The sequence below is a fragment of the Streptomyces sp. NPDC048560 genome (assembly GCF_040650955.1).
Taxonomy (GTDB): Bacteria; Actinomycetota; Actinomycetes; order Streptomycetales; family Streptomycetaceae; genus Streptomyces.
The window spans coordinates 1344596-1362049 of record NZ_JBEZIJ010000001.1 but is presented as its reverse complement, the minus strand read 5'-3'; the positions used below and the strand labels follow the sequence as shown (position 1 = coordinate 1362049).

The window sequence follows — 17454 nt, the reverse complement described above, 5'->3', positions numbered from 1 at the left end:
AGGTGAATAGTCGGCACACCAGGGCTAGTTGACGCCCGGTACCTGAACAAAGGTTCCCAGGGAACGGAGAATGGCCGGATCTTGACGGGTCTCGGACACTTCGGGTGCGTCAAGGCAGTGTCCTAAACACACATCACTCGGTTAGATGAGTGTGGACACCAGAACGCCTCGGTTCGACGACCAACCCGCCCTGAGCATGACCAAGGTGGACTGCGACCCCGCGCAGGTCATCGTCAATCACGCCAGCTTCCGGGTGCAGCTCGCCCCGGGACAGCGTGCGCGGCTGGTCGGCGGCACCGCCGACACGGCCCGGATTCCTGCCATGAGCGGTGCCGCCGGCCGTCGCAGGAGGGCGCCCGTCGTCTGGAGCGGAAGGTCCGAGCCGGGTGATCCCGGTGCCGGCGGACTCCTCCAGGCGGTACGGAACTCCACCGCGGGCCGGCTCGAGGGAGGGCTCGGCGCAGAGCTCACCGGCGGGCACGCGGCGGGCGCCACGCAGGTCATCCCGCGCCTCGAAGAGACGCAGCCCAACCCCGTACTGATCGCCCCGCAGCCCGACCGGGGACGCGGTGGACCTCTGCTGCCCCCGATGCGGCAGGCGGTCGGCGCGTACGACACGGTCGACACCGGTCCGCGCGACCGGTACGACGAGGAGGAGGCCGACGGCTCCGCGCAGGAGCGGCGCCAGGGCAACGACGCCGTCCGGCACGCCTATTACCCGGGCCGCCGGATGAACCTCGGGGTCGTCCTGCTCCCGATGCGCGTCTTCCTCGGCTTCATCACCATCTACGCGGGCATGGGCAAGCTCTGCGACCCCGTCTACTTCGACGGTGGTGACCGGGGCTCGATGGTCAAGTGGCTGACCTCGCTGCACCCGTGGGCCCTCGCGGAACCGCTCCGCGACTTCGCGCTCTCGCACCCCGTCGGCGCCGGACTCACCGTCGCCTTCCTTCAGGTGGTCGTGGGAGTGCTGACTGTTTTCGGCCTCTGGCAGCGTGTCGCCGCCTCGGTCGGGGCCCTGCTCTCCGCGGCCCTCCTGGTCACGGTCAGCTGGCGCACCGTCGCCGTCTACGACGCGCCCGACATCATCTACCTCGCCGCCTGGAGCCCACTGATCATCGCGGGCGCACCGGTCTACTCGGTCGACGGACGTCTCGCGGGAGAGGCCTGGCGCAAGCTCGGCCCGCGGTCCACGATCTGGGACCTGCGCGGCCGTGTGCTGCGTCGCGGCACGGTCGTCGCCACCGTCGTCGTCGGTCTGACCCTGCTGGTCGGCTCCCTGCTGGGCGGCGCGGTCCGCTCCAGCGAGGTCGTGACCGTGCCGGGCCCGCACGACTACCCGACGAACCAGCTTCCCGGCTCCCCGCTTCCGCAGGAGTCCACCGGCAAGCGCCAGGCGTCCCGTACGCCGGAGGAGCGGCGGCCCGCGCCGTCCAGCTCCAGCGCTGCCGCGACGCCTTCGGCCGCGCAGACGACGCCGGGCGCGGGCACCGTCCGCGAGTCCGGGTCGGCTGCCGGAGCGGGACAGCCCAGCCAGACGCAGGGAGCCGTCCAGCAGGAGGCGCCCCCGCAGCAGACCACTCCGCAGGAGGCGCCCCCGACGACCAGCGCCGGGCCGACGTCGTCCGGCGCCGCCGGCACCGGCGGCACGGGTGGCTCCACGGGCGGTACGGACGGCGGCACCACCGGCGGCGGCACCAGCGGCGGCGGTGGCCGCAACCCGATCGGCGGCCTGCTCGGCTGAGGACGGGACGTACAGCGGCACCACAGCGCACGGACAGGAGGGGCGTTCACCGGACATCCGGTGAACGCCCCTCCTGTGTCTGCCGCTACGTACCCGTGGGAGCCGTTATCCGCTCGTGTGGGCCCCGAGTTCCCTGGCCGCCTCGGTGAGGTCCTTCGCGGTGTCGATCGCCCGCCAGTAGGCCCCGTGCGGCAGCGGGTACCCGGCGAGGCGGCGCTCGCGGGCCAGTCCGGGGAACGTCGTCCGCTCGTGGTCGCCCCGCTCGGGCAGCAGCGTGGTGAACGTCGGGGAGAAGACGTACACACCCGCGTTGATCAGATACGGGGAGGGCGGCGACTCGATGAAGTCGGTGATGTGCCCGAACGCGTCCGTCTCCACGGCGCCCCACGGAATCCGGGGGCGGGCGAGGGCCAGGGTGGCGGTGGCATCGCGTTCGGCGTGGAAGGCGGCCATCTCGCGCAGCGAGAAGCGCGTCCAGATGTCGCCGTTGGAGGCGTACCAGGGCTGATCCGGGTCCGGCAGCCGTGCGGCGGCGTACTTGAGGCCGCCGCCGCGCCCCAGTGGCTCGGTCTCGACGACCGTCGTCACGTTGAGCGGGAGGACGGCCGAGGCCAGCCACTCCTGGAGCACCTCGGCGAGATGGCCGCACGAGACCACGGCGTCGGTGACGCCCTCGGCGGCCAGCCAGGACAGCTGATGGCCGATGATCGGGGTCCCCGTTCCGGGGATCTCGACCATCGGCTTGGGGCGGTCATCGGTGTACGGGCGAAGCCGCGTGCCCTGGCCACCCGCCAGGATGACGGCCTGTGTCGGATACGTATGCATGCGAGGCACGATATGCCGCGCCCGCGCGTCGGCGGTCAGCTGAACTGGGCGACACCCGAGGCGAACGAGGTGTCGCAGACCGGGCGGGAGAAGCGGTGGGCGCGCGTCGGGCCGTACTGCTCGACGGCGGCCTTGCCCAGCGCCTTGGCGATGGACATGCAGTGCCGGGCGAGGGTGGGGCGGGCCTCGACGGCGCGCTGGAGGCCCGTCAGCGCGACGGCCGGGTCCTTCTCCTGGAGCTCGACGAGCAGCTTGTCGCGCAGAACGTCCTGCGGCGTACGGGCCTTGGCGGGCTGCTTGGACAGGGTCTCCGATGCCGCGGTCAGCAGCTGGGACTCGGGGTTGGCCGCCGCCCACGGCACGCGGGTCACCGCGAGGGTCCCGGAGAGGACCATGACGACAGGCAGGACGAGAGCGAGAGTTCGGCCGATGCGGCGCGCGGTGTGGGTCACGCAGGCGAGCGTAGCGGTCAGTGATGATTTGGCGACATTTCGTCACCCTCGCGAGGGATGGTTCGAGGAGTCTTTTCGAATCACGGGTTGACGAATGTGGGCGAAATGCCCGATGTGCCGGGGTATTTGGCCTCGGTCGAGATCGAAACCCCAAACATCACGCACCACGCAAACGGCCCCCGCGCCCGGGCGATACGGGGTGCGGGGGCCGTGCGGTTCGCTGTGTCAGGGGCGACGTCAGTCGGTGAGGCGCTCACCGGTCGAGGTCGCGAAGACGTGCAGCTCGTCCGGGCGCGGCACGACGTGCAGCTCGGTGCCCTTCTCCGGAACGGCGCGGCCGCCGACGCGGACGACCAGGTCCTTGACCTCGCTGCCGACGCGGGAGGAACCGTAGACGAAGCCGTCGGCGCCGAGCTCCTCGACGACGTTGACCGAGACGGCGAGGCCGGCCGGGGCGTCGGACGAGTCCTTGGTGAGGGCACTCGCGGCCGCGCCACCGTGCTCGACGATGTCGAAGTGCTCCGGACGGATGCCGACCGTGACGGTCGTGTCACCGCGGTCGGCTGCGGCGCTGAGGGCCGCGCGCGAGACCGGGACGACGCTGTTGCCGAACTTCACGCCACCGTCGGTGATCGGGACCTCGATGAGGTTCATCGCGGGGGAGCCGATGAAGCCGGCGACGAAGAGGTTCGCGGGGCGGTCGTACATGTTGCGCGGCGAGTCGACCTGCTGGAGGAGACCGTCCTTGAGGACCGCGACGCGGTCACCCATGGTGAGGGCCTCGACCTGGTCGTGGGTGACGTACACCGTGGTGATGCCCAGGCGGCGCTGCAGGGAGGCGATCTGCGTACGGGTGGAGACACGGAGCTTGGCGTCGAGGTTCGACAGCGGCTCGTCCATGAGGAAGACCTGCGGCTCACGCACGATCGCGCGGCCCATCGCCACACGCTGGCGCTGACCACCGGAGAGCGCCTTCGGCTTGCGGTCCAGGTACTCGGTGAGGTCGAGCATCTTGGCGGCCTCTTCGACCTTCGCCCGGATCTCGGTCTTGTTCACGCCGGCGATCTTGAGCGCGAAGCCCATGTTGTCCGCGACGGACATGTGCGGGTAGAGCGCGTAGTTCTGGAACACCATGGCGATGTCCCGGTCCTTGGGCGGCAGGTGCGTGACGTCGCGGTCACCGATGCGGATCGCGCCGCCGTTGACGTCCTCGAGACCCGCGAGCATGCGCAGGGAGGTCGACTTGCCACAGCCGGAGGGGCCGACGAGGACGAGGAACTCGCCGTCCTCGATGTCGATCTCGAGCTGGTCCACCGCGGGCTTGGTGGAGCCGGGGTAGACGCGGGACGCCTTGTCGAACGTGACTGAAGCCATGGCGATACTTCTCCTCAACCGGCAGGAACGTGCCGGACGATCCGAGTATGGGAGTGGTGTGGTCCACCGGAGTGAACCTTCCGCGACGCTACCTGGCCATTTCGAATCTGTCAGTAGTCCAGAACACTCGAATATCCCGTCCGGTCCAGGCCGCGTCGTTGGTTACACTGCTCCGGAATGCCTCCTTAGCTCAGCTGGCCAGAGCAACGCACTTGTAATGCGTAGGTCATCGGTTCGAATCCGATAGGGGGCTCCGCGAAGGCCAGGTCACATAGCCCGTGACCTGGCCTTTTCGCTTGCTCGGGGGCATGACGCGTCGCCGGCCGGGGCGCCGTGGGTGGCTTGCGTGAGCGGAGAGCCGTTCAGGCAGCAAGCTCAGAGTTCGGCTGCGGCGCGGTGGTGTTCCGCGCGGTGGGCCAGTACGTCGGTCATGTGTGTTTCGGCCCAGTCCTTGAGGCCGGCCATGACGCCGTTCAGCGACAGGCCGAGTTCGGTGAGCTCGTATGTGACGGTGACGGGCACGGTGGGCGTGACGGTCCGGGTGGCCAGGCCGTCGCCTTCGAGGGAGCGAAGGGTCTGGGTGAGCATCTTCTGGCTGGCGCCCGCGAGCCGGCGGGACAGTTCGGAGTAGCGCATCGGCCGGGGGCCGTCCTCGTGGTCGACCCCGGGGCGGTGCGGGCCGTCGCTGCCGAGCGCCGCGAGGATCAGCGCGACCCACTTGTCGGAGATCCGTTCGAGCAGCTGACGGCTGGGGCAGCCCGCCATGAACGCGTTGTAGCTCGTCTTCTCCTCGGCCCGCTGCTGGGCCGCCGTCTGCGTCGGCATCGATCGCTCCTTCGGTACCCGGCGGTGGCATACGCACCTTCAAGTGCCTTCTGTCGTCAGGAGGTTAACGAAAGCAGCATGGAGTTCGGAAGCGAGCGATCACCCACCGCAAGGGAACAAAAGCCATGAGTGCTGCCACTTTCCGCACCGCCGTCGTCCGCGTCCCGAGCGGGCCCGACTCGATCGAGATCATCGAGGTGCCCGTCGCCGAGCCCGGCCCCGGCCAGATCCGCGTCGCCATCGCCGCGGCGACGGTCAACCCCGCCGACCTCGGCGTCGCAGCGGGCTTCTTCCACGCGATCGGGATGGTGCAGCAGCCCGAACACACCGGCCTGGGCTGGGAGTTCGCCGGCGTCGTCGACGCGGCCGGGCCGGGCGCCGAGCTGGCCGTCGGCACCCGGGTGGCCGGTCTGGTGGCCGGATTCGACCGCGACTACGGCACATACGCCGAGCAGATCATGGTCGCGGCGGCCGACGTCGCCCTGGTCCCCGACGGGCTGGACCTGCTGGCCGCGACCACGGTCCCCCTCAACGGGCTGGCCGCTGCGCAGGTCGTCGACCTGCTCGGCGACGCGCCGGCGGGGGCCGGCCGGCTGCTGGTGACCGGCGCCGCGGGGGCGGTCGGGGCGAACGTCACCGTCCTCGCCCGGGAACGCGGCTGGCAGGTGACCGGGCTCGCCCGCGCCGGCGACGAGGAGTTCGTCCGCGGACTCGGGGCCGACTTCACCTCGCACGCCGCGCCGGGATGGGACGCGGTCGTCGACCCCGCACAACTCAATGACCAGGCCCTCGGGCTGGTCCGCGACGGCGGCGCCTACGTCGGCCTGCGGCCCGGCCTCGAACCCCCCACCGAGCGCGGAATCTCGGTCACCTCCGTGGTCACCGCCTCCGACCGCACCCGACTGGTCGACCTCCTCGCCCGCGCCGCCGCTGGCGGACTGCCGGCCCGCGTCCACGCGGTCGTCCCCCTGGACCAGGCCGCCGACGCCCACCGGGCCACCGCCAAGGGCGGCCTCCGAGGCCGCTACATCATCTGCCCCTGACCCGCCCGGCGCGCCGTCGGCCGCGATCACCGGCACCTGCCCGCCGGAAGCCTCGAACGCCGGGGGCCGGCCCCTGCTGCGCAGCCGGCCCTCGGCTGCGACCAACATCGGCGTGGGATCTGAGTGGCAGCCGCATCCCGGATGTCGGGATTCCGGTTGTCGGATGCCGCCTGGGGAGTGGGGGTGGTGCGGCCGGCGTGGTGCCGGCCCGCGGGCTCAGGCGAGGGCGGTGACGAGCAGGGCGAAGGCGGCGATGATGACGGCGACGCGGACGTAGTGGAAGCGGTCCCAGCGGTTCATCTGCTCCTTCCAGTCCTCGGGCCGGTTGTCGGGGGTCCACGTCTTGCTCCGGTTGTTGATCGGGACGAGCAGCAGGAGCGACATGATCACGCTGAGGATCAGCAGCGCGCCGGCGGTGACGACGAGGCCGGTGCCGTGGTGGTGCCATCCGGTGGTGGCCCAGACCGTGACGAGGACGAGCGAGCCGATGTACCAGACCGGCATGAGGGCGCCGAGCATCCTGCCTCCGTGCGCGCGGCCGAGTTGGCCGCTGTCCTCGGGGAGTGCGTTGAGGATCGGGTTGATGACGAAGGCGACGGAGAACTCCACCCCCACCATCACGCCGACGACCACGGTGGTGATGACCTCGAGTGCGTTGAGCATGATGACCCCTCCTGGGATCTAGCGCCGCTAGGTGTTGATGCAACGCTAGTACTGCTGCCGCTCGATTGTCTAGCGGTGCTAGGGTCGGATCATGTCGGTACAGGAACGCAAGCAGCGCGAACGGGCGGAGCGCGAGCGCCTCATCGTGGCGACGGCCCGCGAAATCGCCGAGCAGCAGGGCTGGGACGCGGTCACCACCCGTCGGCTCGCCGAGCGCATCGAGTACAGCCAGCCCGTCCTCTACAGCCACTTCCGCGGCAAGCGCGAGATCATCGGCGCCGTCGCCCTCGAAGGCGCCGCGGAGATCGCCGCGGCCGTGCGTGCCGCGACCCTCGCCGAGGACGGCCCGCGCGAGCGGGTCACCGCCCTGGCCCGCGCCTACCTCGACTTCGCCGCCCGCAACCCGGCGGTCTACGACGCCCTGTTCCAGCTCGACGGCGGCCTGGCCTTCGCGGACGAGGACACCCCGGAGCCGCTGAAGGACGCCTTCGCCGCCCTGCTGGAGACTCTCGGCGAGGTCGCCGGGGACGGCGTCCATCCGGGGCTGTTCACCGAGGTGTTCTGGGCGTCCCTGCACGGCCTGGCGACCCTGACCCGGGCGGGACGGCTGCTGCCGGAGGACGCCGCGCAGAGGGTGGAACTGCTGGTGGACCGGCTCGCCGTGGTCTGACACCCCGTCCCGTCGGGCTCCGCCGCTGGTCCAACAAGGCCCCGGCTCGGATGCGCTCCGAGCCGGGACTTCTGGTTGTCGCGGAAGCGTCGGCGGCGCCGGGCACGCTGCGACCCGTGGTCGGGTGTCCCACGTCCGTCTCCTCCCACAGGTCGCCGGCCCCGGCGCGCGCCCGGTTCTGCTGGGCTTTACGGAGGGCCGCTAAGGTCGCGGCATGGGGGGAACGGACGTCAAGCTGCGGCTGAAGCCGTGCAAGTGGTGCAAACGGCCGATCAAGCAGGGCCGCTGGTGGCGGCCGAAGCGGTACTGCAGCCGGTGGCACCAGGTGAAGTACCGGGTCGTCGACCTGGTCAACAACGTGCTGGACGGTCTCTGAGCGTCTCCCGCCCGTGCTTCCGCCGTGATCCACCGCCCTCTGACAGGAGTTCTCATGTCCTCGGACAGCCCCGTGGGCGCCCTCACCTACGCTCCGGCCGGTGCGACGTGTCCGGGTGCGGAACGTTGGGTGGGCGGGGTGGCGGGCTACCGGCGTTACGAGGGGTCCGTCGTCATCGGCCACGGGGACGACGACTGGCGGGCGGCGTCCGAGGCCGTGCTGCGGTGGGGGATCAAGCGGCGGAGCGGCTTCGGTGTCACGCCGGTGGGAGCTGCCGGTGAGCGGGTGTCCGAAGGCGCCGAGTACCGCATCACGGCGGCCTGGGGCCCGCTCGCCGTGCACGAGCCGGTCCGGGTCGTCGCCGTCGTCGACACACCCGACCGGTGCGGATTCGCGTACGGCACCCTGCCGGGCCACCCGGTCTCCGGCGAGGAGGCCTTCGTCGTGAGCCGGAGCCCGGACGGCCGGGTGACCCTGACCCTGCGGTCACTGACGAGCCGGGCGCCCGGGGGCGTGTGGAGGGGGCTGTTCCCGCTGCTGCTGGTGGCGCAGCGGGTGTACCGCGGCCGTTACCGGCGCGCGCTCCGGGGCGGCGAAGCGCGGCGCCGCTGACCTCAGTGCCTGCCCGCGATCCGGTCCGCCGCCCTGGCCAGGGGGTCCGTGCCGGGGCGGGGGGACGTCGTCTCGCGGCGGTCGGCCGTGCGGTAGGCCGCGTACATGCCGTGCACGCCGAGCCAGCGGAAGGGCTCCGGCTCCCAGCGGCGGACCTTGTGGTTGACCCAGGGCAGGGCCGTCAGCTCGGTGGGGCCCGCCTGGCCGGAGTCCTGCTGGATCAGGTCGCGCAGGGTGCGGGCCGCGAGGTTGGTGGTGGCCACGCCGGAGCCGACGTAACCGCCCGCCCAGCCGAGGCCGGTGGAGCGGTCCAGGGTGACCGTGGCGCACCAGTCGCGGGGGACGGCGAGCACGCCGGACCAGGCGTGGTCGATGCGGACACCCGCCGTGGTGGGGAAGAAGCGGACGAGCAGGTCGCGCAGGGCCTCGATCGTGGCGGGCTGGGTGCGCCCGTCGTTGTCGGTGGCGGAGCCGAAGCGGTACGGGAAGCCCCGGCCGCCCAGCGCGATGCGGTCGTCGGCGGTGCGCTGGGCGTACATGTAGGCGTGCGCCATGTCGCCGAGGGTTTCGCGGCCTTCCCAGCCGATGGTGTCCCACACGGACCGGGGGAGCGGTTCGGTGGCGATCATGGAGGAGTTCATGGGGAGCCAGGTGCGCTTCTGGCCCTTGAGGTTGGCGGTGAATCCCTCGGTGCAGCGCAGGATGTAGGGGGCGCGGACCGTGCCGTACGGGGTGATGGCGTGCTTCGGCTTGATCTCGGTGACCGGGGTCGACTCGTGGATCGTGACGCCGAGGGCCTCGACGGCGTCGGCGAGCCCCTTGACCAGCTTGACGGGGTGCAGGCGCGCGCCGTGCGGGGACCAGGTGGAGCCGACGGCTCCGGTGATCCTGATGCGTTCGGCGGTCTCGCGGGCGCCGCGCAGGACGCGGTCCTTCTCGCCGAAGGCGATCTCGACGGCGTGGAACGCCTTGAGGCGGGCGAGCTGGGCGGGTGTGTACGCGACCTCGAGGACGCCGCCCCGGTGGATGTCCGCGTCGATGTCCTCCTCGGCGGCGACCCGGACGACTTCGTCGACGGTGTCGTTCATCGCCTGCTGGAGGCGGACGGCCGCGTCGTGGCCGTGGAGCTTCGCGTAGCGGTCGCGGCCGGCGATGCCGTTGTACAGCCAGCCGCCGTTGCGCCCGGAGGCGCCGTAGCCGCAGAACTTGGCTTCCAGGACGGTGATGTTGAGGAAGGGGACGGCCTTCTTGAGGTAGTACGCCGTCCAGAGTCCGGTGTATCCGCCGCCGACGATGCAGACGTCGGCGCTCATGTCGCCGGGCAGCGGTTCGCGGGGGGCGGGGGTGCCCTCCTGCGCGTACCAGAACGATATGCCGCCGTTGACGGTACTGACGGTGCTCATGTTTCCCCTGCTTGTCCGGTGTTCAGCCGAGCTTCTGTGCGGGGACGTTACTGCGCGGAGGCCCGTCGCGCATCGCGCCGGGGCGGTGCGCGTACGAGGGGGTAGCGGGCGAGGCCGGTCGGTACGGCGTGTGTGCGCCGGTACGGCTGGTGGGGCGGTAATCCGTGCGAGTGTTCCAGGGGCGAGTGTTTACGCTGCCCCCATGATTCGTACCGCTACCCCCGCCGATGTCCCCGCCATCCACGCCATGGTCCGTGAGCTGGCCGATTACGAGAAGGCCCTGCACGAGGCCAACGCCTCCGAGGAGCAGTTGCACGAGGCGCTGTTCGGTGAGCGGCCCGCCGCGTACGCGCACATCGCCGTGTCCGACGAGGACGGTGAGGTCGTCGGGTTCGCGCTGTGGTTCCTCAATTTCTCCACCTGGCGCGGGGTGCACGGCATCTACCTGGAGGACCTGTACGTGCGCCCCGAGCGGCGCGGCGGCGGTCACGGGAAGGCGCTGCTCACGGAGCTGGCGCGGATCTGCGCGGAGCGGGGTTACGAGCGCCTGGAGTGGTCGGTCCTCGACTGGAACGCACCGTCCATCGCCTTCTACGAGTCCCTGGGTGCCCGGCCGCAGGACGAGTGGACGGTCTACCGGCTGACGGACGGTGCGCTGGCGGAGCTCGGCGGTAGGTGACGTACGCGGTCGTACGGGCTGCGTCCGGCCGGGCCGTCCGGTCGGGCCGTCCGGTCGGGGGCTGCCCGTCATCCGGGCTGCCGGCCCGTCGCGCGGGCCCCCCGGTGCTACGGGACCAGGACGACCTTGCCCGTCGTGCCGCGGTTCTCCAGAGCGCGGTGGGCGGCGGCGGCATCCGCGAGCGGGTGGCGCTGGACCGCGGGGCGAAGCCGGCCGGCAGCCGCTTCGGTGAGGGCGCGCTCCTCCAGGGCGCGCAGGCCGCCCGCCTTCTCCAGCATGACGGGGCCGAGCACGCTCTCCGAGGTGATGCCGCGTGAGGCGAGCTCCTCCGGGGTGAAGGTGAGGGCCTGGCCCGCGAGGATCCCTTCGCCCGACCAGCCGAAGACGATGTGCTGACCTCCCTCGGCGAGGAGGTCCACGGCGGCGCGGGCGGTTGCCCCGCCCACCGAGTCGTAGACGACCGTGGCACCGCGGCCCAGCGCGTCGAGGTAGCCGCGGACCTGGCGGGGCCAGTCGGGGAGGGTGTAGTCGACCGCGAGGTCCGCGCCGTTCGCCCGGACCGCCGCGACCTTGGCGGGGCCGCCGGCGAGGCCGATGACGGTGGCCCCGGCGTTCTTGGCGTACTGCACGAGCAGGGTGCCGATGCCGCCGGCGGCGGCCGGGACGATCGCCACGGAGCCGGGGCCGAGCTCGGTGAACTGGACGATGCCCATCGCGGTGCGCCCGGTCCCGATCATGGCGACCGCCTCCGCCTCGCCGAGGCCGGCCGGGATCTCGTGCAGCTTGTCGGCGTCGACGACGGTCAGTTCGGCGTACCCGCCCGGCGCCATGCCGATGTGGGCGACGACGCGCTTGCCGAGCCAGCTGGGATCGGTTCCCCCGCCGAGCGATTCGACGGTTCCGGCGACTTCGCGCCCCGGGATCGTGGGCAGCTCCACGGGGGCCGGGTACGGGCCGGTCATGCCCTCGCGCAGGGCGGTGTCGAGGAGGTGCACGCCCGCCGCGGCGACCGCGATCCGGACCTGGCCGTGGGCGGGTACGGGGTCCCGCGTCCGCTCGTACGTGAGGTTCTCGGCGGGGCCGAAGGCGTGGAGGCGGATGGCGTGCATGAGGTCTCCCCGGTTCTGTGTCGGTGGTGGTGTCGACGCGTCGGATCCGACTGCTTCCCGGTCGTCGCACCCACCCTCCGGCCTCAAGTCCACTTGAGGTCAAGTCCCCGCCCCGAGCGCCGTTCCACCCTCTTCAGGGCGAGCACCGCGGCCTCCATCCCGCTGTTGAACGACACCTCGCTGAGCAGCCCGGGGGCGGCGACCTGGTCGCCCGCCAGGAAGATCCCGTCGCCCCGGTCGATGGCCGGCCGGTCCCGCCAGGTCGTGCCGGGCAGGTCTACGGCGCCGGTCCGGCCGGTCGCCAGCGCCTCGCGCCGCCACGTTGTGCGCTCGCGCCAGCCGGGGAAGCCCAGGTCGAGGAGGCTCTCGGCGCGGGCGGTGCCCTCCGCCTTCGGGGTGCCGGGCGCGAGGGGGATCTGGCCCTGGATCAGCTCCTCGCCCGCCGGTGCGAGAGTCGGGTCCTGCGCGGTGAAGCGTTCGATCCAGCCGGGCGCGTCGAGGTCGGACACCACGAACGCGTCGCCCCGGCGGGCCCGCACCGCCAGGTCGATCAGCGCGGTACGGCCGCTCTCCCAGGCGAGCGTGGGGTCGTCGAGCAGGGTGCGGGCGGCGTCGAGGGAGGTCGCGACGATCACGGGGCCGCTCTGCGCGAGGGCGGCGAGCGCGGTGGCGTCCACGCGCTCGGTGGTCTCGATCCGTACGCCCAGGTTCCAGGCGTGACCGGCCATCCGGTCGATGACCTGCGCCCAGCCCCCGACCGGGTAGCGCGCCTCGGGCGGCAGCGCGGTCGCCCGGCGCAGCCGCTCCTGGACGAACGCCGCGGAGAGCGCACCGGGGTCGTGGTGGAAGAGCGCCACCGCCATGTAGTGCGCGGCGGCGCGGGCACCCTCCTCGCCGGCCTGTTCCGTCGCCCAGCCCAGGAAATCGCGGTCGACCGGGGCCTCACGCGGACTGCGGCGGCTCAGCCTCAGCATCGCCAGGGGCGGCGTCCTGCGGCTGACGCCGTCGCGGCGGAAGCGGAAGCGGGCGCCTTCGAGGAGCGGTACCGAGGCGATGGCGCCCAGGAGGCCGCGCTGCCCGAGCCAGGTCCAGTGCGGGCCTCGGCGGTACAGGGCGTGCGGTCCCTCGTTGGTGAGGTAGGGGCCCTCGGCCGTCCTGGCCCGCCCGCCGAGGGTGTGGTGGGCCTCGTGGAGGGTGACGAGGGCACCGGACTCCGCGGCGGTGACGGCCGCGGTGAGACCGGCGAAACCTCCGCCTACGACGTGGATGCGCTGCATGGCCGGAGCTCCTTGACCGTGGGGCGACTGGGGCGTGCTGCGCATGTGACGGTTCTCGGGCCCGGTTTGTGACATCCGCGCCGGGGCGTTGTCAGTGGGGTACGTCACGATGGGGGCATGGCAGGAACCACCAGCAGGGGCAGCAGGGGCAGCAGGGGCGGCGGCAGGGGCGGGAAGGACGGCATCGCGGCGGCGCGGCGGGCGGAGGTCCGGCTGCCGCCGCTCGTCGCGCACGGCGGGGAGGAGCTTGAGCCGGACGGGGACTACGACAGCGTGCGCTTCGAGGCGGTGGACCTGGCCGACCAGTCGGGTCCGGGCGCCCGCTTCATGGACTGCGCGCTGGACGGCTGCGCCCTGGACCGTACGGAGCTGACCAGATCCCGGTTCATCGACTCGGTGCTGACGGGCGTACGGGGCGTGGGCACCGACCTCGCGGGCGCTTCGCTGCGCGACGTGGAGATCGTGGACGCCCGGCTGGGCGGGGTGCAGTTGCACGGCGCGGTGCTGGAGCGGGTGCTGGTGCGCGGCGGGAAGATCGACTACCTGAATCTGCGGAAGGCGCGGCTCAAGGACGTGGTCTTCGAGGGCTGTGTGCTCTCCGAGCCGGACTTCGGCGGCGCTCACCTGGTGCGGGTGGAGTTCCGGGACTGCGTGCTGAAGCGGGCCGACTTCAGCGCCGTACGGATGGAGTCGGTGGACCTGCGGACGGTCGCCGAGCTGGATATCGCGCGGGGCGTGGAGCAGTTGGCGGGGGCGGTGATCAGCCCGGCGCAGCTGATGGAGCTGGCCCCGGCGTTCGCGGCCCAGATCGGGGTGCGGGTCGAGGCGTGACGGGGTGACCGGCGGGGGCGGGCGCCCCGGGGCGCGTCGGTCAGCGCAGGCGGGGGAAGCGGGACTGGAGGTCCCAGACGATCGGGTTGTCGGCGAGGCCCTCGTGCATGTCGGCCAGGTCGGCGATCAGGTCGTGCAGGAAGTCGCGGGCCTCACGGCGCAGGAGCGAGTGGCTGAAGGTCAGCGGGGGCTCGTCGCCCGGCATCCAGTCGGCCTCGACGTCCACCCAGCCGAAGCGGCGCTCGAACATCATCCGGTCCGAGGACTCGGTGAAGTCCAGCTCGGCGTACTGCTGCCGGTGCGAGCGGTTGCCGCGCGGGTCCTGGTCGATCTGCTCGACGATGTCGCACAGCGCCCACGCGAAGTCGAGCACCGGAACCCATCCCCAGGCTGTGGACAGCTCGCGGTCCGCCTTGGTGTCCGCGAGATAGACGTCCCCGGAGAACAGGTCGTGCCGCAGCGCGCGGACGTCCGCGCGGCGGTAGTCGGTCTGCGGAGGATCGGGGAAGCGTCGGGAGAGGGAGTAGCCGATGTCGAGCACCTGTCGATGGTGTCATGCCCGGCGCGGTGGCCCCGGCCACGAGGCGCGGCACCGGCTTTAAGGGCTGTCCCGTAACCCCTGGCGGGCGCACGACGACAGCTACGGCACCTCGCCACGTCGTCGGAACGCCCGGATACATCCAGTACGCGGACGTCCCTCCGCCTTGCGATGCACCGCATCCGACGCCGCGCGCTGATCCACCAGGATCACGGGACAGCCCTTTAGGGCAGGAGGCGTTGCTCCTTGGCCACGGACACCGCGCCCGCGCGGGTGTCGACGCCGAGCTTGTCGTAGATGCGGCCCAGGTGGGTCTTGACCGTCGCCTCACTGATGAACAGCGCGCGGGCGATGTCACGGTTGCCGAGGCCCCGCGACAGCTGGCCAAGGATGTCGAGCTCCCGCTCGGTGAGGGTCGGCAGCGGCTTCCGCATCCGGGCCATGACCCGGCTGGCGACCGGCGGGGAAAGCGTCGTACGGCCCTGGGCCGCCGAGCGGATCGCCGCGAACAGCTCCTCCGGGCGCTCGGCCTTGAGCAGATAGCCGGTGGCGCCCGCCTCGATCGCCCGCGTGATGTCGGCGTCCGTGTCGTACGTGGTGAGGACGAGGACGTGGACGCCGCCGGTGGCCGCGATACGGCGGGTGGCCTCGACGCCGTCGATGCCCTCGCCCAGTTGCAGGTCCATGAGCACGACGTCCGGGGTGAGCCTTGCGGCCAGCGCGACGGCCTCCTCACCGCTGCCCGCCTCGCCGACGACCTCGATGTCCGGTTCGCTGCCGAGCAGGGCGAGCAGCCCCGCCCGTACGACGGCGTGGTCGTCGCAGAGCAGGATGCGTACCGATCCCGGGGCGTTCGAGGTCATGCGGGTTCCTCCGGTGACGTGGGCGGTGACGGGGGCGGTGACAGGGGTGGGGTCGCGGGCGCGGGCGGTGGCGCCGGGGCCGGGTACAGCGGGACCGTCGCCGTCAGCACCGTGCCCTCGCCCGGTGCTGACTCGATCGTCAGACTCCCTCCGAGCTGCTGGAGGCGGGCCCGTACGGCCGGCAGCCCGTGCCCGCGCAGGCCGCCGGAGGGGCGGACCTCCGCAGCGGATGGCGTGAAGCCGCGGCCGTTGTCGGCGATGTCGAGGACGACCCGATCGTCGAGGTGGGTCAGCGTCACGGCCGCCGCGGACGCCTCCGCGTGTTCCCGGACGTTCGACAGCGCGCCCTGCGCGATCCGCAGCAGCGCGGACTGGACCCGGTCCGGCAGCGCCGTGTGCGGGGTGCCCTCCACATGGCAGCGGACGGTGATCCGTCCCTGGACCGTCTCGCGGGCGGCGAGCGCGCGCAGGGCCTCCTCCAGGCCGCCGCCCTCCGCCAGGTCGGCGGGGGCCAGATCGTGGACGAAGCGCCGCGCCTCGGCGAGGTTGCGCTCCGCGATGCCCGTCGCCGTGAGGACATGGCGGCGGGCGGCCGACGGGTCGGCGTCCCAGGTGCGGTCCGCGGCCTGGAGCAGCATCTGCTGGCTCGACAGGCCCTGGGCCAGGGTGTCGTGGATCTCCATGGACAGCCGCTGGCGTTCGGCGAGGGTGCCCTCGCGCCGCTCGGTGGCGGCGAGTTCGCGCCGCGTACGCAACAGGGCGTCGATCAGCTCACGCTGCTGGAAGGCCAGTTCACGCTGGCGTGCCGCCTGGCGCCGCATGTGGACGAAGACGGCGGTGGCGACGGCCGCGACGGCGGGCGGGGCCAACACGAGGTTCGGATCGAAGCCCTTGGCCAGGCTCAGCTGCGCGACGACCACGAACACGGTCAGCAGGACGACGAGGGCGTACGCCGCGCGGGGCGGCAGGATCCGCAGCCCGGTGTAGAACAGCGGCACCGCGCACCACGCGTAGCTCGGCGCCAGGATGACCAGGATCATCCAGACGACGACCAGGACGCTCAGCCAGACCAGCCGGCGCGGGGTCGGGCGGGAGCCGAGCACCGGGCCCAGGAGATACAGCACGGCGAGACCGACCGACAGCGCGATGATCCACGGGGTGCGGGCCTCGCCGGGATGGCGGAGCAGGAAACGGGCCAGCGACGCGCTCAGCAGCAGGAAGAACGCCGCATGCATGAGGAGCGCCAGCCACCGCGCGTCGGGGTCCGCACTCAGGTCGGGTTCGCTCCGGTGCTGCACTGCGTTACCCCGTCCCTGCCGCGTATCGCCCTGTGACTGACCGCTGTTTCCGGCGCTGACCTGCGCAGACACCTCCATGGTGACCCCTTGGGGCGACTCCCGCATCAACCGATCGGCCGATGGGGCCGTCAACCGTCCCGGGCACTTCGTCGAGCCGGTACGCCGACGGCACGGGGCCGGTTCCGGCCGGAGGATCGATAGCAGAGCGAAACCGCCGAACGACGTAACCCGAGGAGACCACCATGAAGAAGATGTCGATGCGCACCCGAGTCCTGACCGGCGGCGTCGCCGTCGCAGCCCTGGGCGCCGGCACCTTCGGTGCGATGTCCGCGAGCGCCTCCGCCCCGGCCGCGGCCCCCGCCGCGGCCATCGCGGCCGACGCCACCGACAAGAACCTCCAGCAGACCACGCACCTCACCGTGGCCGCTGCCACGAAGGCCGCGCAGGCGACGCTGGACGCCGCGAAGAAGGAGAACCAGCGGGTGTCCGTCGCGGTGGTCGACCGCAACGGCAACACCCTCGTGACGCTGCGCGGCGACGGCGCGGGCCCGCAGTCGTACGAGGCGGCCGAGAAGAAGGCGTTCACCGCCGTCTCCTGGAACGCGCCGACCTCCGAACTGGTCAAGCGCCTGGAGCAGGCCCCCACGCTCAAGGACATCCCCGGCACCCTGTTCCTCGGCGGCGGTGCCCCGGTCCAGGTCAAGGGCGCCCCGGTCGCGGGCATCGGTGTGGCCGGCGCCCCGAGCGGCGACCTCGACGAGAAGTTCGCCCGGGCGGGCGTCGCCTCCCTCACCGGCTGAGGGCTGCCCGCACAGGACCGCGACACCCAGGGAGAAGACGCGTGAAAGCCCTCGATCACGAACTGCCGGAGC

At 72.1% G+C, this 17454-nt stretch carries 19 protein-coding genes and 1 tRNA gene; 9 read left to right on the top strand and 11 right to left on the bottom strand.

Annotation, left to right across the window (positions count from 1 at the left end; translation table 11 throughout):
• Nucleotides 1-145 precede the first annotated feature (145 nt).
• Complete coding sequence (locus AB0C82_RS06185; RefSeq protein ID WP_362836733.1) at nt 146-1744, top strand: DoxX family protein; 1599 nt, start codon at nt 146-148, stop codon at nt 1742-1744.
• Nucleotides 1745-1849: 105 nt separating this feature from the next.
• Here AB0C82_RS06185 and AB0C82_RS06180 read toward each other — a convergent pair whose 3' ends face one another.
• From AB0C82_RS06180 to ugpC, 3 genes are all read right to left on the bottom strand, one after another.
• Nucleotides 1850-2569, bottom strand: a complete 720-nt coding sequence (locus AB0C82_RS06180; RefSeq protein WP_362836731.1) for a nucleotidyltransferase family protein — start codon at nt 2567-2569, stop codon at nt 1850-1852.
• A gap of 35 nt (nt 2570-2604) precedes the next feature.
• Nucleotides 2605-3021, bottom strand: coding sequence for a hypothetical protein (locus tag AB0C82_RS06175; RefSeq protein ID WP_362836729.1), 417 nt, complete (start codon nt 3019-3021; stop codon nt 2605-2607).
• Between the two features lie 237 nt (nt 3022-3258).
• Entirely contained in the window at nt 3259-4395 is a 1137-nt protein-coding gene (gene ugpC / locus AB0C82_RS06170) for a sn-glycerol-3-phosphate ABC transporter ATP-binding protein UgpC (RefSeq protein ID WP_362836727.1), read from the bottom strand.
• A gap of 179 nt (nt 4396-4574) precedes the next feature.
• On the opposite strand from ugpC, the gene AB0C82_RS06165 reads away from it, so the two are divergent.
• Nucleotides 4575-4648 (top strand) — tRNA-Thr (locus AB0C82_RS06165).
• 122 nt (nt 4649-4770) lie between these two features.
• Here AB0C82_RS06165 and AB0C82_RS06160 read toward each other — a convergent pair.
• Nucleotides 4771-5220, bottom strand: a complete 450-nt coding sequence (locus AB0C82_RS06160; RefSeq protein WP_362836725.1) for a helix-turn-helix domain-containing protein — start codon at nt 5218-5220, stop codon at nt 4771-4773.
• A 125-nt stretch (nt 5221-5345) separates the two neighbouring features.
• Between AB0C82_RS06160 and AB0C82_RS06155 the strand changes: the two genes are divergently transcribed.
• Nucleotides 5346-6263 carry an NADP-dependent oxidoreductase gene (locus tag AB0C82_RS06155; protein ID WP_362836723.1) on the top strand — a complete coding sequence of 306 codons (918 nt, stop codon included), beginning with the start codon at nt 5346-5348 and terminating at the stop codon, nt 6261-6263.
• A gap of 216 nt (nt 6264-6479) precedes the next feature.
• Here AB0C82_RS06155 and AB0C82_RS06150 read toward each other — a convergent pair whose 3' ends face one another.
• Nucleotides 6480-6926, bottom strand: a complete 447-nt coding sequence (locus AB0C82_RS06150) for a DUF1772 domain-containing protein (protein ID WP_362836721.1) — start codon at nt 6924-6926, stop codon at nt 6480-6482.
• Nucleotides 6927-7017: 91 nt separating this feature from the next.
• On the opposite strand from AB0C82_RS06150, the gene AB0C82_RS06145 reads away from it, so the two are divergent.
• The 3 genes from AB0C82_RS06145 to AB0C82_RS06135 all read left to right on the top strand — a co-directional run bounded on the left by AB0C82_RS06145 (nt 7018) and on the right by AB0C82_RS06135 (nt 8584).
• Nucleotides 7018-7596 carry a TetR/AcrR family transcriptional regulator gene (locus tag AB0C82_RS06145; RefSeq protein ID WP_362836719.1) on the top strand — a complete coding sequence of 193 codons (579 nt, stop codon included), beginning with the start codon at nt 7018-7020 and terminating at the stop codon, nt 7594-7596.
• 214 nt (nt 7597-7810) lie between these two features.
• Complete coding sequence (locus AB0C82_RS06140) at nt 7811-7972, top strand: hypothetical protein (protein ID WP_362836717.1); 162 nt, start codon at nt 7811-7813, stop codon at nt 7970-7972.
• A gap of 54 nt (nt 7973-8026) precedes the next feature.
• Entirely contained in the window at nt 8027-8584 is a 558-nt protein-coding gene (locus tag AB0C82_RS06135; RefSeq protein ID WP_362836715.1) for a DUF1990 domain-containing protein, read from the top strand.
• A 2-nt stretch (nt 8585-8586) separates the two neighbouring features.
• Here the strand turns inward: AB0C82_RS06135 and AB0C82_RS06130 are convergent, their stop codons facing one another.
• Nucleotides 8587-9987, bottom strand: coding sequence for an FAD-dependent oxidoreductase (locus AB0C82_RS06130; RefSeq protein WP_362836713.1), 1401 nt, complete (start codon nt 9985-9987; stop codon nt 8587-8589).
• A gap of 202 nt (nt 9988-10189) precedes the next feature.
• Between AB0C82_RS06130 and AB0C82_RS06125 the strand changes: the two genes are divergently transcribed.
• Nucleotides 10190-10666, top strand: a complete 477-nt coding sequence (locus AB0C82_RS06125) for a GNAT family N-acetyltransferase (RefSeq protein WP_362836711.1) — start codon at nt 10190-10192, stop codon at nt 10664-10666.
• Nucleotides 10667-10773: 107 nt separating this feature from the next.
• Here the strand turns inward: AB0C82_RS06125 and AB0C82_RS06120 are convergent, their stop codons facing one another.
• Together AB0C82_RS06120 and AB0C82_RS06115 are read right to left on the bottom strand one after the other, a co-directional pair.
• A complete protein-coding gene (locus AB0C82_RS06120) occupies nt 10774-11775 on the bottom strand; it encodes a zinc-binding dehydrogenase (RefSeq protein ID WP_362836709.1) in 1002 nt (333 codons plus the stop codon).
• An 83-nt stretch (nt 11776-11858) separates the two neighbouring features.
• A complete protein-coding gene (locus tag AB0C82_RS06115; protein ID WP_362836707.1) occupies nt 11859-13052 on the bottom strand; it encodes an NAD(P)-binding protein in 1194 nt (397 codons plus the stop codon).
• 117 nt (nt 13053-13169) lie between these two features.
• On the opposite strand from AB0C82_RS06115, the gene AB0C82_RS06110 reads away from it, so the two are divergent.
• Nucleotides 13170-13883, top strand: a complete 714-nt coding sequence (locus AB0C82_RS06110; protein WP_362836705.1) for a pentapeptide repeat-containing protein — start codon at nt 13170-13172, stop codon at nt 13881-13883.
• A gap of 40 nt (nt 13884-13923) precedes the next feature.
• Here AB0C82_RS06110 and AB0C82_RS06105 read toward each other — a convergent pair whose 3' ends face one another.
• From AB0C82_RS06105 to AB0C82_RS06095, 3 genes are all read right to left on the bottom strand, one after another.
• Nucleotides 13924-14424: a hypothetical protein gene (locus AB0C82_RS06105; protein ID WP_362836703.1), complete on the bottom strand. Its 501-nt coding sequence runs from the start codon at nt 14422-14424 to the stop codon at nt 13924-13926.
• Between the two features lie 221 nt (nt 14425-14645).
• Nucleotides 14646-15284 carry a response regulator transcription factor gene (locus AB0C82_RS06100; protein ID WP_362836701.1) on the bottom strand — a complete coding sequence of 213 codons (639 nt, stop codon included), beginning with the start codon at nt 15282-15284 and terminating at the stop codon, nt 14646-14648.
• Nucleotides 15281-16582, bottom strand: a complete 1302-nt coding sequence (locus AB0C82_RS06095) for a sensor histidine kinase (protein ID WP_362836699.1) — start codon at nt 16580-16582, stop codon at nt 15281-15283. The genes AB0C82_RS06100 and AB0C82_RS06095 overlap by 4 nt, the downstream gene beginning before the upstream one ends.
• Before the next feature lie 242 nt (nt 16583-16824).
• Here AB0C82_RS06095 and AB0C82_RS06090 point away from each other — a divergent pair, with 242 nt between their 5' ends.
• Complete coding sequence (locus AB0C82_RS06090) at nt 16825-17382, top strand: heme-binding protein (protein WP_362836697.1); 558 nt, start codon at nt 16825-16827, stop codon at nt 17380-17382.
• The last annotated feature ends 72 nt before the right edge of the window (nt 17383-17454 follow it).

Bases quoted from the DNA above. Each gene is read 5' to 3' on its own strand.
- AB0C82_RS06115 (WP_362836707.1), bottom strand. From the start codon at position 13,052: ATGCAGCGCATCCACGTCGTAGGCGGAGGTTTCGCCGGTCTCACCGCG.
- AB0C82_RS06110 (WP_362836705.1), top strand. From the start codon at position 13,170: ATGGCAGGAACCACCAGCAGGGGCAGCAGGGGCAGCAGGGGCGGCGGC.
- AB0C82_RS06180 (WP_362836731.1), bottom strand. From the start codon at position 2,569: ATGCATACGTATCCGACACAGGCCGTCATCCTGGCGGGTGGCCAGGGC.
- AB0C82_RS06130 (WP_362836713.1), bottom strand. From the start codon at position 9,987: ATGAGCACCGTCAGTACCGTCAACGGCGGCATATCGTTCTGGTACGCG.
- AB0C82_RS06090 (WP_362836697.1), top strand. From the start codon at position 16,825: ATGAAGAAGATGTCGATGCGCACCCGAGTCCTGACCGGCGGCGTCGCC.
- AB0C82_RS06185 (WP_362836733.1), top strand. From the start codon at position 146: ATGAGTGTGGACACCAGAACGCCTCGGTTCGACGACCAACCCGCCCTG.
- AB0C82_RS06160 (WP_362836725.1), bottom strand. From the start codon at position 5,220: ATGCCGACGCAGACGGCGGCCCAGCAGCGGGCCGAGGAGAAGACGAGC.
- AB0C82_RS06145 (WP_362836719.1), top strand. From the start codon at position 7,018: ATGTCGGTACAGGAACGCAAGCAGCGCGAACGGGCGGAGCGCGAGCGC.
- ugpC (WP_362836727.1), bottom strand. From the start codon at position 4,395: ATGGCTTCAGTCACGTTCGACAAGGCGTCCCGCGTCTACCCCGGCTCC.
- AB0C82_RS06140 (WP_362836717.1), top strand. From the start codon at position 7,811: ATGGGGGGAACGGACGTCAAGCTGCGGCTGAAGCCGTGCAAGTGGTGC.
- AB0C82_RS06100 (WP_362836701.1), bottom strand. From the start codon at position 15,284: ATGACCTCGAACGCCCCGGGATCGGTACGCATCCTGCTCTGCGACGAC.
- AB0C82_RS06150 (WP_362836721.1), bottom strand. From the start codon at position 6,926: ATGCTCAACGCACTCGAGGTCATCACCACCGTGGTCGTCGGCGTGATG.
- AB0C82_RS06155 (WP_362836723.1), top strand. From the start codon at position 5,346: ATGAGTGCTGCCACTTTCCGCACCGCCGTCGTCCGCGTCCCGAGCGGG.
- AB0C82_RS06125 (WP_362836711.1), top strand. From the start codon at position 10,190: ATGATTCGTACCGCTACCCCCGCCGATGTCCCCGCCATCCACGCCATG.
- AB0C82_RS06135 (WP_362836715.1), top strand. From the start codon at position 8,027: ATGTCCTCGGACAGCCCCGTGGGCGCCCTCACCTACGCTCCGGCCGGT.
- AB0C82_RS06120 (WP_362836709.1), bottom strand. From the start codon at position 11,775: ATGCACGCCATCCGCCTCCACGCCTTCGGCCCCGCCGAGAACCTCACG.